The sequence below is a fragment of the Polaromonas sp. P4_F4 genome (genome assembly GCF_056401355.1).
The window spans coordinates 142458-156619 of record NZ_JBFUJO010000009.1; the positions used below are offsets into that span (position 1 = coordinate 142458).

Below are 14162 nucleotides of genomic sequence, written 5' to 3' on the forward strand. Positions count from 1 at the left end.
TGAGATGTGGCCTGCGATGCGGCCTGTGCAGGAGGATTGGTCATGGTGAGACTATCTTCAAACGAAAACGCTTACTTGTACAGCGCCGGCAACCACAACGAGAAAGCCGGCACATAAGTCACGAGCAGCAGGCAGAGACCGAGCGCGCCGTAGAAGGGGGCGATCGAACGCATCACCTGGCCGACCGAGATGCCGCCGATGGCGCAGCCGACGAATTGCACCGTCCCGACCGGCGGCGTGTTCAGCCCGAGCGCGCAGTTGATCAGCATCACGATGCCGAACTGCACCGGGTCCATGCCGAACTGCATCGCAATCGGCATGAAGATCGGCGTGCAGATCAGGATGGTCGCCGCCATGTCGAGAAAGGTGCCGAGCACGAACAGCAGCACATTGATCATCAGGAAGATGACCCAGGGCTCGCTGCTCACCGACTTCATCAGCTCGCCGGTCAGCTGCGGCACCTCGTACAGCGCCATGAAGTAGCCAAAGGCGGCCGAGATGCCAATCAGCAGCAGGACCACACCGGTCGTCTTGCAAGCCTTGGTGCAGGCCTTGAGGAAGTTCTCCCACGTCAGCGTCTTGTAGACAAACACCGTGATCGCCAGCGCCCAGGCCACGGCGATCGATGCCGACTCGGTGGCCGTGAATGCGCCCGACAAAATACCGGCGAGGATGATCACCACCACCAGCAGGCCCGGCAGCGAAGCACCGAAGGCACGCAACACCTCACCCCAGCCGGGGAAAGCGCCGCGTGTGGGGTAGCCGCGCTTGACGGCCACGTAGTAAGCCGCGCCGAGGTTGCACAGGGTCAGGATCACCGCAGGAACCAGGCCCGCGAGGATCAGGCTCAGCACGCTGACCGAGGCGATCCCGGAGGTGGCCAGCGTGAAGATGATCATGTTGTGCGAGGTCGGCATGATGGCGCCGACCAGCGCGGCGTGCGTGGTGACGTTGACCGCATAGTCGGCGTCATAGCCTTCCTTCTTCATCAGCGGGATCATCACCGAGCCCATCGCCGACACGTCAGCCAGTGGCGAGCCAGCGACACCACCGAACAGCGTGCAACCGATCACGTTGCTCATGCCCAGGCCCCCGCGCACGTGGCCGACCAGGCTGTTGGCGAAGCGCACGATGCGCTCGGCAATGCCGCCGTAGAGCATCAGCTCGCCGGCGAAGACAAAAAACGGAATGGCCAGGAACGAGAACACCTGCATGCCGCCAACCATTTTCTGGAACACCACCGCAACCGGAAGACCCGCGGCAATGATGGTGGCCACGGATGACAGACCGATCGCAAACGCGACCGGCACACCAATCACGAGGAAGAGCGTGAAGCTCAGGGCGAGTACGGTCAGTTCCATGCGGGCTCCACTACTTGGCCGCGCAGCAGCGCGATCACATGTTCAATTGAAAACAGGACGATCAGCACGCCGGCAATCACCATCGGCAAATAGTCGATTCCGTCCGGGACGGGCAACATGGGTTTCTTTTCGTCCCATTTCGCGGCCATCCATAACCAGCCGCCGTAGACCATCAGCGCACCAAAGCTGCCAACAAGAAAATGAATCAGTATTTCGATGCGGTGCTGCCATTTCTCGGGCAGCAGCACGACGAGGGACTCCAGGCCAATGTGGCCGGCGTCGCGCACGCCGACCGCCAGGCCGAATGCGGTGACGAACAGCACCAGCAACAGGGCCAGTGCCTCGGCCCAGGTCGGCGTGTCATTGAGAATGTAGCGTCCGATCACCTGCCATTGGACGCACAGGACAACCGCGAGCAGTCCGATCACAGCCAGAGCCAGGCTGACTTTGGACAGCGTCGCGCAAAATTTTGTGTACATGGATTAATCTTTTTCTGACCTGACCGTCCCACCTCCCCGCAAAGGAAGGGAAGACAGGAGCCCCYCGCCTTGCGGCAGGAGGCGTGGCCTGCCCCGCAGGTTTACTTGGTGTCCTGAACCGCCTTGACGAGGCGCTTCATGTCTGGCGTGGTCATGAACTTGTCGTAGACCGGGCCCATCACGGCCTGGAACGACTTCTTGTCCACTTCCACGATCTCGGCGCCAGCAGCCTTGACATTGGCCAATGACTTCGCTTCCTGCTCATCCCACTTCTGGCGCTCAAATGCCACCGACTCCTTGGCCGCCGCGCGGATCATGTCCTGCTCGGCCTTGGGCAGCTTGTCATAGATCACCTTCGACATCACCAGGATCTCGGGCGCCATCGAATGCTCGGTCTTGGAATAGACCTTCACGGCTTCCACGTGCTTGGCCGTATCGAACGACGGAATGTTGTTCTCGGCGGCGTCAATCAGGCCGGTCTTCAGGCCGGTATAGACCTCGCCATAAGGCATGGGCGTGGCGTTGGCGCCCATCGCGCTGACCAGCGCGACCCACAGGTCCGACTGCTGGACGCGGATCTTCAGGCCCTTGGCATCAGCGACGGTCTTGATCGGCTTTTTGGCGTAGATCGAGCGCGCACCGCTGTCATAAAACGCCAGGCCGATGAAACCGGCGGACTCACAGCTCTTCAGGATCTCGTCACCGACCGGGCCGTCGAGCGACTTGCGCATGTGCGCAATGGAGCTGAACAAAAACGGCATCGTCGGCACCTGGGTCAACGGGCAGATGGCGTTCATCGGGCCGACATTGACGCGCGTGAAGTCGAGCGCGCCAATCTTGACCTGGTCGATGGTTTCCTTCTCGCTGCCGAGGGCCTGCTTGTTAAAGACCTTGATCTTGTGCTTGCCGCCGCTCTTTTTCTCGAGCAGTTCACCCATGTACTTGACAGCGGCCACGGTGGGGTAGTCATCGGCGTTGTGCGTATCGGCCGAGCGGAACTCGACGGCCTGGGCAGCACCCATGCCGAGGCCCGCCAGCAAAGCGGCAAGGGCGGCCGAGCGAATAGCCGAAATGCGGGGAGTTCTGTTTGTCATGATGCGATGTCTCCTGAGTTATGGTTGCGCGTTGAAATGGGAAAGCTACTGCGAAAACGGCGTTTCGGCAATGCCGCGAACGCCGGGATGAGCCACGAACACCGCGCCCGCCAGTGCCGGGTCATAGCCCGCCACGGGTTGCGCAGGGGTGATCGTGGTGATGAAAAGCTGGTCTATGCGAGGGCCGCCAAAGCAACACATCGCAGGCTTGGCGGCCGGAACTGCAATGGAGCGGTCCAGCTTGCCGGCGGGCGTGAAGCGGTGAACCAGACCGGCGTCATTGCCGCAAATCCAGTAACAGCCATCCTCGTCGACAGCGGCGCCGTCGGGCCGCCCCGGCAGCGGGTTCATGTCAACAAACACCCGCTGATTAGACGGTGTGCCGCTATCAGTGTCGTAATCAAATGCCCAGATGGTCTGCACTGATGGATGGGAATCCGACAGGTACATGGTGCGCCCGTCCGGGCTGAAAGCCAAGCCATTGGGCGTGATGAAGCCACCCAGGAGTTTTTTTGGTCCGCTGTTCTCGCTGTTCTTTTCGAGGCTGTAGAGGCACCCTGCCGCAGCCCCCAATGCCATGTCGAGCACCATGGTGCCAGCCAGAAAGCGCCCCTGGCGGTCGCAGCGGCCATCGTTGAAGCGCATGCCGGCCTGCGCATGCCGCACCCCGGCCAGCAGCCGGACATCCAGACGGCCGTCTTCATGCGGCTGCAGTTCAAACACACCGGTTTCCATGCCTGCCACCCAGCCGGCCTGCGGACCCCGCGAGGCGATGCAGGCCAGCATTTCGGGCGCCAGCCAGTGGCTGGTACGCCCTGTGTCGGCCTGCCAGCGGCACAGCGTGCGCGCAGGAATATCGACCCAATACAGCGCCTGCTCGTCGGCACGCCATACCGGGCTTTCGCCCGTGGCATTGCGCGCATCGAGCAGTAGCTCGGCCTGCGTCGCACTCGTGATGATGCTCATGCCTTCAATCGCCAAAAGGACCGGCCACGACAAAACCACCGCCCTGGTACTGGGCAACCGGATCGTTCAGATCCGGCTGGGGAGTGCGCGCGTAAACCGCATCGCGGAAAACATCCGAGCTGTCTTTCGGCACATAGCCGATATGGCGTGCGCGGCTGTTGTCCCACCAGGTGACCGCGTTATCCGACATGCCGAAGATGATGCTGTGGCCCAGCACCGGCGTTGTCAGGCAGGCCGTGATGAGGCGGTGCAGGTCGTCATAGCTCAGCCAGGTGGCCAGCATGCGGCGGTCCCTCGGCTCGGGAAATGAAGAGCCGATGCGCACGCAGGCGGTTTCAATGCCGTAGCGGTCAAAGTAGAGGCGTGCCAGGTCTTCCCCAAAAGCCTTGCTCAGCCCATAAAAGCCGTCGGGCCGCGGCGGATGATCCGCAGTGATCGTCTGGTCCTGGCGGTAAAAGCCGGTGACGTGGTTGGAGCTGGCAAACACCACGCGTTTGACGCCGTGTTTGCGCGCAGCCTCGTAGAGGTTGTAGGCGCCCAGGATATTGGCCTGCAGAATGGGCCCGAACGGCCCTTCGACGGACACGCCGCCCAGGTGAACGATGGCATCCACCCCCTTCACCATCTCATTGACGGCCGCCGCATCGGCCAGATCGGCCAGCACCACTTCTTCGCCCGCAGCGGCATCGCCGAAAGGCTGGACATCGGACAGCCGGAGCACCGAACAATTGGCCTTGAGACGCTCGCGCAGGGCTTTGCCCAAACCGCCCGCGGCGCCGGTCAACAGCAGTTTTTCATGAACTTTGATGGTCATTTTTGGCATTCCGGATCCAATTGCCAATTGCAACTGGACTTTTTTTTGAAGTTTGTTAAAGTCAACCCAACATCTCATCAGTCATAGGTTGTCTGACGACTGGAATTCTCCAATCCCTTCTTTAGCTTGTCAACGGTTTTTTAATGAATTCAAGGAAAACCCTTAGCCAACCCGAGCCCGATATGCCGCCCCCTCACGAGGCGCCGCTTCGCATGCGCCGCCCGCGCGGGCTGGTCGGCGAAATCGTTGAAAGCCTGGCCGCCAGCATCCGGGACGGGCAGTTGAAGCCCGGCGCCAAGCTCCCCACCGAGGCGGAAATCATGGCCCGGTTCGATGTCAGCCGCACCGTGGTTCGGGAGTCGCTGTCCAGGCTCCAGGCGTCTGGCCTGGTCGAAACCCGGCATGGCATAGGCACCTTTGTGCTACCGCCGCAAGAGACCGGCAACTTCAAGATCATGGCGGAAGACTTCGCCACGGTGGCCGATGTGATTTCGGTGCTGGAGTTGCGCATCAGCCTTGAAACCGAGGCTGCAGGCCTGGCTGCACAGAGGAGAACGCCTGAAAACCTGCTGGCCATGAAAAATGCACTGCGCGCCTTTCAGGACTCCATCAACGATGACTCCGACGCGGTGCCGCCCGACTTCCAGTTTCATATGGAAGTCGCCCGCTCCACAGGCAACCGGCACTTTGCCGATCTGATGACCTACCTGGGCACCATGATCATTCCGCGCACGCGCGTGAGCATCGTGCACCAGGCGCCAGAGGGCCGCCTGAATTACCTGGAGCGCGTCCATAGCGAGCATGAAAGCATTTACAGCGCGATCAGCAATCAGGATGCCGAGGCCGCACGCGCCGCCATGCGGACACACCTGTCCAACAGCCGCGAACGCCTGCGCCGAGGCAACAACGTGCTCGCGATGCAGACCCCGGAGGGGCGCACGACCCAGGGCTGACTCGTCGCGGCGGTACCGTCACGGCGGCACTTATGAGGGCATAACGGTTGGTGGGTGTGCGAAGTCTATACGTTGTACGACAACATACAACTAAGTGACTTCATCCGCCGACCACCATCGGCCCTGCCCCGCCTCCAAACACTGCCGCAGTTCCGCGGGCCCCAACGTCCCGATTTCATCAAATACGGCGAATCACCCGCTGGCCCCGCTGTGTCCGCGGCGTTTGATTTCAGGGCTGCTTCATCGGTCAGGTAGCGGCGCCAGCGAACAAGTGGCAGGCAAAAATCAACTGCCCCATTTCTGCATTTCCGTACCGGGGGTGTGATGGAGATGAACACCGGCGTTTCGCTCCCGTCTCCTGCGTAAGCACGCCCCCCCTCCCCCCGATTCATCCCAAGGGCATTTGCGCCCGGCTCATACGAGCCGCCCCGCCCCTGGTCGCCGCGCTTCCCTCCGATGACCGGGTCCGGATCTTTACTCGATCTGCGGGTAAACACCGAGAAAACAAGCAAGAAAGACAATTGAATTAGTTATGTTTTATAACCACAATTCATTCACTTCGAAAAAAATCTGACCATGACGTCCAACACCTCTTCCACCGACATCCAGCTTGACATTCGCGGCGACCACCAGGAGATCGCGGTGATCCGCCTGAGCCGCGCTGCCAAACGCAACGCCGTCAACGACAGCCTGATCCTGGCCTTGCGTGACATCTTCGAAAAACTGCCCACGACCATCCGTGCTGCCGTGATCCACGGCGAAGGCGCGCACTTCTGCGCCGGCCTGGACCTGGGCGAACTGCAGGAGCGCGACGCGGGCCAGGGCATGCACCATTCGCGCATGTGGCACGCCGCGCTCGAACGGGTGCAGTTCGGCCCGGTTCCGGTGATTGCCGCGCTGCAAGGCGCCGTGGTCGGCGGCGGGCTGGAGTTGGCCAGCGCCTGCCACATCCGCGTCGCCGACGAGTCCACCTTCTATGCGCTGCCGGAAGGTTCCCGTGGCATTTTTGTCGGCGGCGGCGGATCGGTCCGTATCCCCAAACTGATCGGCGTCGCACGCATGACCGACATGATGCTGACCGGCCGGGTCTACACCGCGCAAGACGGCGAACGCGCCGGCTTCGCGCAGTACCTGGTGCCCGAAGGCCAGGCCTTTGACAAGGCCATGGAACTGGCCGCGCGTGTGGCGCAAAACGCCCCTCTGACGAATTACGCACTGATGCATGCCCTGCCCCGGATTGCCGAGCAGCCGGCCGAGCAGGGCTACCTGACGGAAGCCTTGATGGCGGCGATTGCCCAAAGCGCGCCGGAGGCCAAGGACCGTGTTCGCGCCTTCCTCGAGGGCCGGGCCGACAAGGTGCAAAAAACCTGACACAGCGCGGCACAACGCGACCACACAACCCAACCCAACCCAACAGCAAAAAAATAAAACGCAACGCCCCCGGAAGAGACAAGCATGACGAGCCCGAAATTTCGCCCCCTGACTTTTGGCGTCACCCGCGTCAATCTGCGCGACGGTGCGCCTGGCGTGCACTACCTGCGCGCCGAGCAACCCCTGCTGGACTACCCCATCCGCATGACGGACCGCATGCAGTACTGGGCGCAGGTGGCGCCCGGCCGCATCTTCATGGCGCGTCGCGAAAAGCTTGCCGATGGCAGCACGGGTAACTGGCGGCATGTGAGCTACGCACAAGCCTGGGCCAGCGCACGCAGTATCGCCCAGGCGCTGGTCAACCGCGGCCTGAGCGCGGAACGCCCGGTGGTCATCCTGTCCGAGAACGACCTCGAACACGCGCTACTGGCGCTGGGCTGCATGGTGGCCGGCGTGCCTTTCGTGCCGACCTCGCCCCCCTACTCCCTCGTCAGCCAGGACTACGCCAAACTGCGCCATGTGCTGAAGACGGTCACGCCGGGACTGGTCTTTGCTGCGGATGCCTCACGCTATGGCAAGGCCATCACGGCCACAGTCGGCGCCGACGTGGAGGTCGTGCTGACGGCCGGCAAGGTCGCCGGGCGTGAGACAACGCCGTTTTCTGACCTGGTTGAAACAATGGCCACGCCGGCCGTGGATGAGGCCATGCAGGCTACCGGTCCGGACACGATTGTGAAGTTTCTCTTCACCAGCGGTTCGACCAAACTACCCAAGGCCGTGATCAACACGCAGCGTATGTGGTGCGCCAACCAGCAGCAGATGGCCCAGTCCATGCCGGTGCTGACCGAGGCGCCGCCCGTGCTGGTGGACTGGCTGCCCTGGAACCACACCTTTGGTGGCAACCACAATTTCGGCATGGTCGTGTTCCATGGCGGCACCCTGTACATCGACGACGGCAAGCCCACGCCAGCGCTGATGCATGAGACGCTGCGCAATCTGCGCGAAATTGCGCCCACGATCTATTTCAACGTGCCGACCGGCTTCGAGGCCATTGCCGACGCGATGAAGACGGACGACGCCTTGCGTGGCAAGCTGCTGTCGCGCGTCCGCATGTTCTTCTACGCAGGCGCCGCGCTGGCCCAGGCGGTGTGGGACAGCCTGTATGAATCCCAGGAAAAGGAAATCGGCGAGCGCATCGTGATGGCCACGGGCCTTGGCATGACCGAGTCCGGGCCGTTCGCGATCTTCGTGACCAACTCCAGCGTGAAAGCCGGCGACATCGGGGTGCCGGCACCCGGCATGGAACTCAAGCTGGTAGACGTGCAAGGCAAGATCGAGGTGCGCTACAAGGGCCCCAACATCACGCCGGGCTTCTGGCGCGACGCCACGGAGACCGCCAAGGCCTTTGATGAAGAAGGATTTCTCTGCACTGGCGACGCGGTCAAATGGATTGACGAGACCGACATCCACCTGGGCCTCAGGTTCGATGGCCGCATCGCCGAGGACTTCAAGCTCGCCACCGGCACCTTCGTCAGCGTGGGGCCGCTGCGCGGAAAAATCATTGCGGCCGGTGCGCCCTACATTCAGGACGCGGTACTGACTGGGCTCAATATGAAGGAGGTGGGCGCCATGGTGTTTCCTACCCAGGCCGTGAGGGCCTTGAGTGGCCTGGACGCCAACGCGCCCATGGCCGATGTACTGAACAGCCCCGGCGTGCTGGCGCAATTCCAGAAGGTGGTGGATGAGCTCGCACGATCGGCTACCGGTAGCGCCAACCGCATCGCACGCCTGTGTCTGCTGCCAGACCCTCCCACCATTGACCGCGGCGAGATCACCGACAAGGGTTCCATCAACCAGCGCGCCGTGCTGACGCATCGGGCCGAAACCGTGGTGGCCCTGCATGCCGATGAACTGCGCTACATCGTCAAGCCCTCCCTCTGAAAACATCGAAAGCCGCTCATGACCTCCAAAGGATTTTTCAACGCGTTCGACGATGTCTGGATGCTCGATGGCGTTCGCACCCCCCTGGTCGATTACTGCGGTGCCCTGGGCCACGTATCGCCGACCGATCTGGGTATCAAGGCAGCACGCGCCGTGCTGCACCGCGCGGGCGTCAGCGCTGAGCACATCGATTCGGTGATTGCCGGCAACATGGCACCCGGTGACTTTGACCAGTTTGTTCTCCCGCGTCACATCGGCCTGTATGCCGGCGTGCCCATGGAAGTGCCGGCCATCATGGTGCAGCGCATTTGCGGAACGGGTTTTGAGCTGTTTCGCCAGGCGGGGGAACAAATCCAGAGCGGCACTGCCGAGGCCGCGCTGCTGGTCGGCACCGAGAGCATGACACGCAACCCGATTGCAGCGTTTGACCACCGCAACGGCTTCAAGCTCGGCGCGCCAGTGGGCTTCAAGGACTTCATGTGGGAGGCGCTCAAAGACCCGGCGGCCGGCATCAACATGATCCAGACCGCCGAGAACCTGGCGAAGAAATACGGCATCACGCGCGAGCAGGTGGACGAATTCGCCTCGCAGTCATTTGCCAAGGCTGTCGCCGCGCAGCAGGCGGGCTTTCATGCCGGCGAAATTGCACCCGTGGTCACCGAAAAATTTGAACTCGAAGGCTACAAGCCGCGCGGCATCACGCTGCAGGGCAAGATCACCGAGGTGGCGCAGGACACCCACGCCCGCATCTCCCCGCCCGAAGTGCTGGCCAAACTCCGCCCCGTGTATGAAGGCGGCGTGCAGACCGGCGGCAACAGCGCGGCGCTGGTCGATGCCGCTGCCGCGGCCATCGTGGCGTCTGGCAACTATGCCAGGGCCCATGACAAAAAGCCACTCGCACGCGTGGTCGCCGCAGCCGCCGTGGGCGTGCCGCCCGAGATCATGGGCATAGGCCCGGCACCCGCGATCCGCCTGCTGCTGGCGCGCTGCGGACTCACATTGGACCAGATTGGCCGTTTCGAGATCAACGAAGCCCAGGGTGCGCAGACGCTGGCCGTGGGCCGCGAACTGGGGCTGGACATGACCAGGCTCAACGTCAACGGCGGCGCCATCGCACTGGGCCACCCGCTGGCCGCTACCGGTGTGCGCCTGACCATCACGCTGGCGCGCGAGATGCAGCGTGCCGGCGTGCGTTACGGCATCTCGTCGGCCTGCGTCGGTGGTGGACAAGGCATTGCGCTGCTTCTGGAAAACCCGGGCGCGGCCTGACGAGCATTGGACGCATTGGACATCTCCTCCTGTAAATGCCCTTGCGTCACTAAATAGCAAACCAGTAGCAAACCAGAATTTTTGAAAGCCTGACATGAATATTCAAGGACAAGCCGCCCTTGTCACGGGCGGCGGCTCCGGGCTCGGCGAAGCCACTGCGCGCGAACTCGCCGGCCTGGGCGCAAAAGTCGCAGTGCTTGACGTCAACCTCGCCAACGCCGACAAGGTGGCCGCCGGGATCAACGCGGCGCACGGGGATGGCAGCGCCGTCGCCTGCCAATGCGACATCACCGACACCGAAAGCCTGCAGGCAGCCATGGCCAAAGCCACTGCCGCGCATGGCCCGGCCCGCATCCTGATGAGCATTGCCGGTATTGGCACTGCCAGGCGCGTGGTCGGCCGCGACGGCTCACCCGCCCCGCTGGAGGACTTTGTGCGCGTGGTGAGCGTCAATCTGGTCGGCACCTACAACGCAGCCCGCCTGTTTGCGGCAGAGTGCGCCAAGCTGGCACCGCTGGAAGACGGCGAGCGCGGCGTGATGGTATTCACCGCCTCGGTGGCCGCCTTTGATGGCCAGGTCGGCCAGCAAGCCTACAGCGCATCCAAGAGCGGCGTTGTCGGCATGACCTTACCCATGGCCCGCGATCTGGCGCAGCACGGCATTCGGGTTTGCACCATCGCCCCCGGCCTGTTTGCGACACCGCTGATGCGAACCCTGCCCGAGCCGGTGCAGCAGTCGCTGGCCGAGAGCATCCCGTTTCCTCCACGCCTGGGCAAACCGGAAGAGTTCGCCCAACTGGCCAGCCACATCGTCACCAACATGCACCTGAACGGCGAAGTGATTCGTCTCGACGGCGCTCTGCGCATGGCGCCACGCTGACCCGGGAGCCCCTCATGAGCAAAACCACCGTCTACGACATCAAGGTGCAGTTCGGCGACTGCGACCCTGCCGGCATCGTGTTCTTCCCCAACTTTTCGAAGTGGATGGACGCCGCCTCGCTGCACTTTTTCATGGAATGCGGCGTGCCGCCCTGGCGTGAACTCGTCAAGACCACCGGCATCGTCGGCACGCCCCTGCTGGAGATCCACACCAAATTCATGCGCCCCGCCACCTACGGCCAGACGCTGCACATCCACACCAGCGTCGAGGAGTGGCGCGACAAGGTGTTCATCCAGAAACACATCGTCAAGCGCGGCGAAGAGGTGTTATGCGAAGGCCGCGAAACCCGCGCCTTCGTGGTACGCCCAGCGGGCGAACCCGACCGCATCAAGGCCATCCCGATTCCGGACGACATCAAGGCCAGGTGCGTTGAGTAGCTGAGCCCATTGATCTTCAAGAACCTGCATTTTTAAATCAACGAGACAAGCCCATGACGACACACCGCGCCGCCGCCTGCCCGCAACCAGACGTGGCGCGCAGCATGGCGCAATCGGCCGACCTGCTCGGGACGGACGCAGAGGAATGGCGCCGCCTGATCAAGACCCTCGGGCTCTTCGCCGAGTCTTGATGCGCTTGCCTTCCACTGATCCATTCGCTTCCCTCGCCTACCTAACTACAAGGAGACATTTCATGCAAACACGTCGCAATTTCATTCAGACCTCGGCGGCGCTCGCAGCAGCGACCGCCGGCCTCGCGCCTTTTTCCGCCTTCGCGCAGGCGCTGGAGCAGGTCAAGATTCTTTACGGCTTTCCGGCCGGCAGCTCAGGCGACATTTGCGCGCGCCGCGTAGGCGACAGGCTCGGCGGTACCGCTTACGCCAAAACCAACGCGATCGTGGACACCAAGGCCGGAGCCGGTGGCCGCATTGCGCTGGAAGGGCTCAAGATGGCCGCGGCGGACGGGTCTGTGCTGGCGATGACACCGTTCTCATGCATGTCGCTGTATCCGCACATCTACAAAAAACTGGCTTATGACCCGTTCAAGGACTTTGTACCCGTGGGGACCGCCTCCGTGATGCATCATGGCCTGGCCGTCGGGCCCCTTGTGCCTGCCTCGGTCAAGAACGTCCAGGACTTTCTCGCATGGGCCAGGGCCAACCCGAAAGACGCCAGCTATGGCTCACCCGCGGCCGGCTCAACCCCTCACTTCATTGGTGCCTTGCTGGGCATGAACAACAACGTTGAGCTCAAGCACGTGCCCTACCGTGGGTCAGTGCCTGGTGTGACCGATGTTGTTGGCGGACAGCTCGCCGCGATGGTCACACCGCACGGCGATTTCATTCCCAACCACAAGGCCGGCAAGCTGCGCCTCCTGGCAACATCCGGAAAACAGCGTTCGCCGTTCGTACCCGAAGTCGCGACCTTCGCCGAGCAGGGCTTTGCCGACCTGACAGTCGAAGAGTGGTTCGGTTTTTACGCGCCTGCGAAAACCCCTACGGCTGTTGTTGCCGCAGCCAATGCCGCGATCAACCTCGCGATCAAGGACAAATCCGTCATTGATTCGTTGACGGTGGTGGGATTGATCCCGTTTGGTGGCAGCCCTGAAGACATGGCGCGCAGCCAAAAAATTGAGTTTGACCGCTGGGGTCCGCTGATCAAGAAAATCGGCTTCACTGCCGAATCCTGATGCCTGACTGACGAGTCGCGACGGCGATCCATGCACTACCAGCCCACTGTTGCGATGCTGCAGGGGGTTCAAATTTCAGCTGTTAGAGGCCAATGACATTCCGGGAACTTGTGAATCCGCTGAAAGATTCAGTCGCCACTGAGCAACGACATTCCGGGAATGGCCTGGTCGAAAAATCAACCACCACAACCACCACGAGACAAGCATGAAAATTTCCTCCCTCATCACCCTGACCGGACTGGCCGGACTGGCCACCGCAGGTGCCGTTCAAGCGCAAAGCGTCAGCCTTTACGGCATCATCGATGCTGGCGTCGAGTCTGTCAGCAACGTCGCGCCGGCCGGCGGCCGCATCACGCGCATGCCCTCCAATACCGGCATCCTTCCTTCCCGGGTGGGCATGCGTGGCACGGAAGATCTTGGCGGCGGCTTGAGCGCCATCTACACGCTTGAAATGGGTTTTGCCCCGGACACAGGCGCTTCGGGCCAAGGTGGCCGCCTGTTCGGACGCCAGTCGACGGTGGGACTCAGTGGTGATTGGGGCGCGGTCACGCTGGGCCGTCAATGGACCATGCTGTTCTGGTCCCTGCTGGATTCGGATATTGTGGGGCCCAGCATCTATGGACTCGGCTCTCTGGACAGCTACATCCCCAATTCACGCATCGACAATTCGATTGCGTACAAAGGCAAATTCAGCGACTTCACCGTAGGCGCTACCTACAGCCTGGGCCGTGACACCGTCAATGCAGGTCCATCGCCTGCTGGAACCAATTGCGCAGGCGAAAGCGGGGCTGATTCCAAGGCATGCCGCGAGTGGTCGGCCATGGTGAAATACGACACCACGACCTGGGGTGCAGCATTGGCTTATGACGAACTGAACGGCCGCACGCCTGCCAGCGCTACGGATGTGGTGCTGCCTGCCGGCCTGACCAGCAGTTCCAAATCCGACTCCCGGCTGATGGTGAACGGATACGTGAACCTGGCCAGCGTCAAAGTCGGCGGTGGTGTCATTCGCCGCAACAACGACGGCAGCGCGACGCGACCCAAAAGCGACCTTTGGTACGTCGCAGCCTCTTACCCGGTCTCTCCGGCCTGGACGATTGACGGAACTCTCGCCAAGCTGAACTACAAGAATGTCGACAACTTTGACTCCACCCTGCTGGCGGTGCGATCGCTGTACAAGTTATCGAAACGTACGACCTTGTACGCTCAAATCGGCACGATTCGCAACGATAGCCTGACCAACGTTTCTGTAAGTGGCGGTGCACCGGGCAGCAACCCCGCTTTGGGTGGATCGCAGACCGGGACGATGGTGGGCATCAACCACAGGTTCTAAGCGTAGAGACCTTTG

The 14162-nt window shown here is 62.1% G+C and carries 14 protein-coding genes; 9 read left to right on the forward strand and 5 right to left on the reverse strand.

Annotation, left to right across the window (positions count from 1 at the left end; translation table 11 throughout):
• Positions 1-71: 71 nt before the first annotated feature.
• From AC1DUR_RS12050 to AC1DUR_RS12070, 5 genes are all read right to left on the reverse strand, one after another.
• Positions 72-1361: a TRAP transporter large permease gene (locus tag AC1DUR_RS12050; RefSeq protein WP_477717475.1), complete on the reverse strand. Its 1290-nt coding sequence runs from the start codon at positions 1359-1361 to the stop codon at positions 72-74.
• Positions 1352-1840 (reverse strand): TRAP transporter small permease, encoded by a 489-nt coding sequence (locus AC1DUR_RS12055; protein WP_477717476.1) that lies wholly within the window; start codon positions 1838-1840, stop codon positions 1352-1354. The genes AC1DUR_RS12050 and AC1DUR_RS12055 overlap by 10 nt, the downstream gene beginning before the upstream one ends.
• A gap of 101 nt (positions 1841-1941) precedes the next feature.
• Positions 1942-2934 (reverse strand): TRAP transporter substrate-binding protein, encoded by a 993-nt coding sequence (locus AC1DUR_RS12060; protein ID WP_477717477.1) that lies wholly within the window; start codon positions 2932-2934, stop codon positions 1942-1944.
• Between the two features lie 45 nt (positions 2935-2979).
• On the reverse strand, positions 2980-3900 hold the full coding sequence (locus AC1DUR_RS12065) for an SMP-30/gluconolactonase/LRE family protein (RefSeq protein ID WP_477717478.1): 921 nt from the start codon (positions 3898-3900) through the stop codon (positions 2980-2982).
• A 4-nt stretch (positions 3901-3904) separates the two neighbouring features.
• Positions 3905-4714 carry an NAD-dependent epimerase/dehydratase family protein gene (locus tag AC1DUR_RS12070; protein WP_477717479.1) on the reverse strand — a complete coding sequence of 270 codons (810 nt, stop codon included), beginning with the start codon at positions 4712-4714 and terminating at the stop codon, positions 3905-3907.
• Between the two features lie 182 nt (positions 4715-4896).
• Here AC1DUR_RS12070 and AC1DUR_RS12075 point away from each other — a divergent pair, with 182 nt between their 5' ends.
• From AC1DUR_RS12075 to AC1DUR_RS12115, 9 genes are all read left to right on the forward strand, one after another.
• The gene (locus AC1DUR_RS12075; RefSeq protein WP_477717480.1) at positions 4897-5667 is read left to right on the forward strand and encodes a FadR/GntR family transcriptional regulator; all 771 of its coding nucleotides are present in this window, start codon (positions 4897-4899) and stop codon (positions 5665-5667) included.
• A gap of 576 nt (positions 5668-6243) precedes the next feature.
• Positions 6244-7038, forward strand: a complete 795-nt coding sequence (locus tag AC1DUR_RS12080; RefSeq protein ID WP_477717481.1) for a crotonase/enoyl-CoA hydratase family protein — start codon at positions 6244-6246, stop codon at positions 7036-7038.
• Positions 7039-7122: 84 nt separating this feature from the next.
• Positions 7123-8979: a feruloyl-CoA synthase gene (locus tag AC1DUR_RS12085; RefSeq protein WP_477717482.1), complete on the forward strand. Its 1857-nt coding sequence runs from the start codon at positions 7123-7125 to the stop codon at positions 8977-8979.
• An 18-nt stretch (positions 8980-8997) separates the two neighbouring features.
• Positions 8998-10248: a thiolase family protein gene (locus AC1DUR_RS12090; protein WP_477717483.1), complete on the forward strand. Its 1251-nt coding sequence runs from the start codon at positions 8998-9000 to the stop codon at positions 10246-10248.
• A gap of 94 nt (positions 10249-10342) precedes the next feature.
• Positions 10343-11128, forward strand: coding sequence for an SDR family NAD(P)-dependent oxidoreductase (locus tag AC1DUR_RS12095; RefSeq protein WP_477717484.1), 786 nt, complete (start codon positions 10343-10345; stop codon positions 11126-11128).
• 14 nt (positions 11129-11142) lie between these two features.
• A complete protein-coding gene (locus tag AC1DUR_RS12100) occupies positions 11143-11565 on the forward strand; it encodes an acyl-CoA thioesterase (RefSeq protein WP_477717485.1) in 423 nt (140 codons plus the stop codon).
• Positions 11566-11618: 53 nt separating this feature from the next.
• A complete protein-coding gene (locus AC1DUR_RS12105; protein WP_477717486.1) occupies positions 11619-11756 on the forward strand; it encodes a hypothetical protein in 138 nt (45 codons plus the stop codon).
• Between the two features lie 62 nt (positions 11757-11818).
• Positions 11819-12814 carry a Bug family tripartite tricarboxylate transporter substrate binding protein gene (locus AC1DUR_RS12110; protein ID WP_477717487.1) on the forward strand — a complete coding sequence of 332 codons (996 nt, stop codon included), beginning with the start codon at positions 11819-11821 and terminating at the stop codon, positions 12812-12814.
• A 205-nt stretch (positions 12815-13019) separates the two neighbouring features.
• Positions 13020-14147: a porin gene (locus tag AC1DUR_RS12115; protein ID WP_477717488.1), complete on the forward strand. Its 1128-nt coding sequence runs from the start codon at positions 13020-13022 to the stop codon at positions 14145-14147.
• The last annotated feature ends 15 nt before the right edge of the window (positions 14148-14162 follow it).

Bases quoted from the DNA above. Each gene is read 5' to 3' on its own strand.
- AC1DUR_RS12050 (WP_477717475.1), bottom strand. From the start codon at position 1,361: ATGGAACTGACCGTACTCGCCCTGAGCTTCACGCTCTTCCTCGTGATT.
- AC1DUR_RS12055 (WP_477717476.1), bottom strand. From the start codon at position 1,840: ATGTACACAAAATTTTGCGCGACGCTGTCCAAAGTCAGCCTGGCTCTG.
- AC1DUR_RS12060 (WP_477717477.1), bottom strand. From the start codon at position 2,934: ATGACAAACAGAACTCCCCGCATTTCGGCTATTCGCTCGGCCGCCCTT.
- AC1DUR_RS12065 (WP_477717478.1), bottom strand. From the start codon at position 3,900: ATGAGCATCATCACGAGTGCGACGCAGGCCGAGCTACTGCTCGATGCG.
- AC1DUR_RS12070 (WP_477717479.1), bottom strand. From the start codon at position 4,714: ATGACCATCAAAGTTCATGAAAAACTGCTGTTGACCGGCGCCGCGGGC.
- AC1DUR_RS12075 (WP_477717480.1), top strand. From the start codon at position 4,897: ATGCCGCCCCCTCACGAGGCGCCGCTTCGCATGCGCCGCCCGCGCGGG.
- AC1DUR_RS12080 (WP_477717481.1), top strand. From the start codon at position 6,244: ATGACGTCCAACACCTCTTCCACCGACATCCAGCTTGACATTCGCGGC.
- AC1DUR_RS12085 (WP_477717482.1), top strand. From the start codon at position 7,123: ATGACGAGCCCGAAATTTCGCCCCCTGACTTTTGGCGTCACCCGCGTC.
- AC1DUR_RS12090 (WP_477717483.1), top strand. From the start codon at position 8,998: ATGACCTCCAAAGGATTTTTCAACGCGTTCGACGATGTCTGGATGCTC.
- AC1DUR_RS12095 (WP_477717484.1), top strand. From the start codon at position 10,343: ATGAATATTCAAGGACAAGCCGCCCTTGTCACGGGCGGCGGCTCCGGG.
- AC1DUR_RS12100 (WP_477717485.1), top strand. From the start codon at position 11,143: ATGAGCAAAACCACCGTCTACGACATCAAGGTGCAGTTCGGCGACTGC.
- AC1DUR_RS12105 (WP_477717486.1), top strand. From the start codon at position 11,619: ATGACGACACACCGCGCCGCCGCCTGCCCGCAACCAGACGTGGCGCGC.
- AC1DUR_RS12110 (WP_477717487.1), top strand. From the start codon at position 11,819: ATGCAAACACGTCGCAATTTCATTCAGACCTCGGCGGCGCTCGCAGCA.
- AC1DUR_RS12115 (WP_477717488.1), top strand. From the start codon at position 13,020: ATGAAAATTTCCTCCCTCATCACCCTGACCGGACTGGCCGGACTGGCC.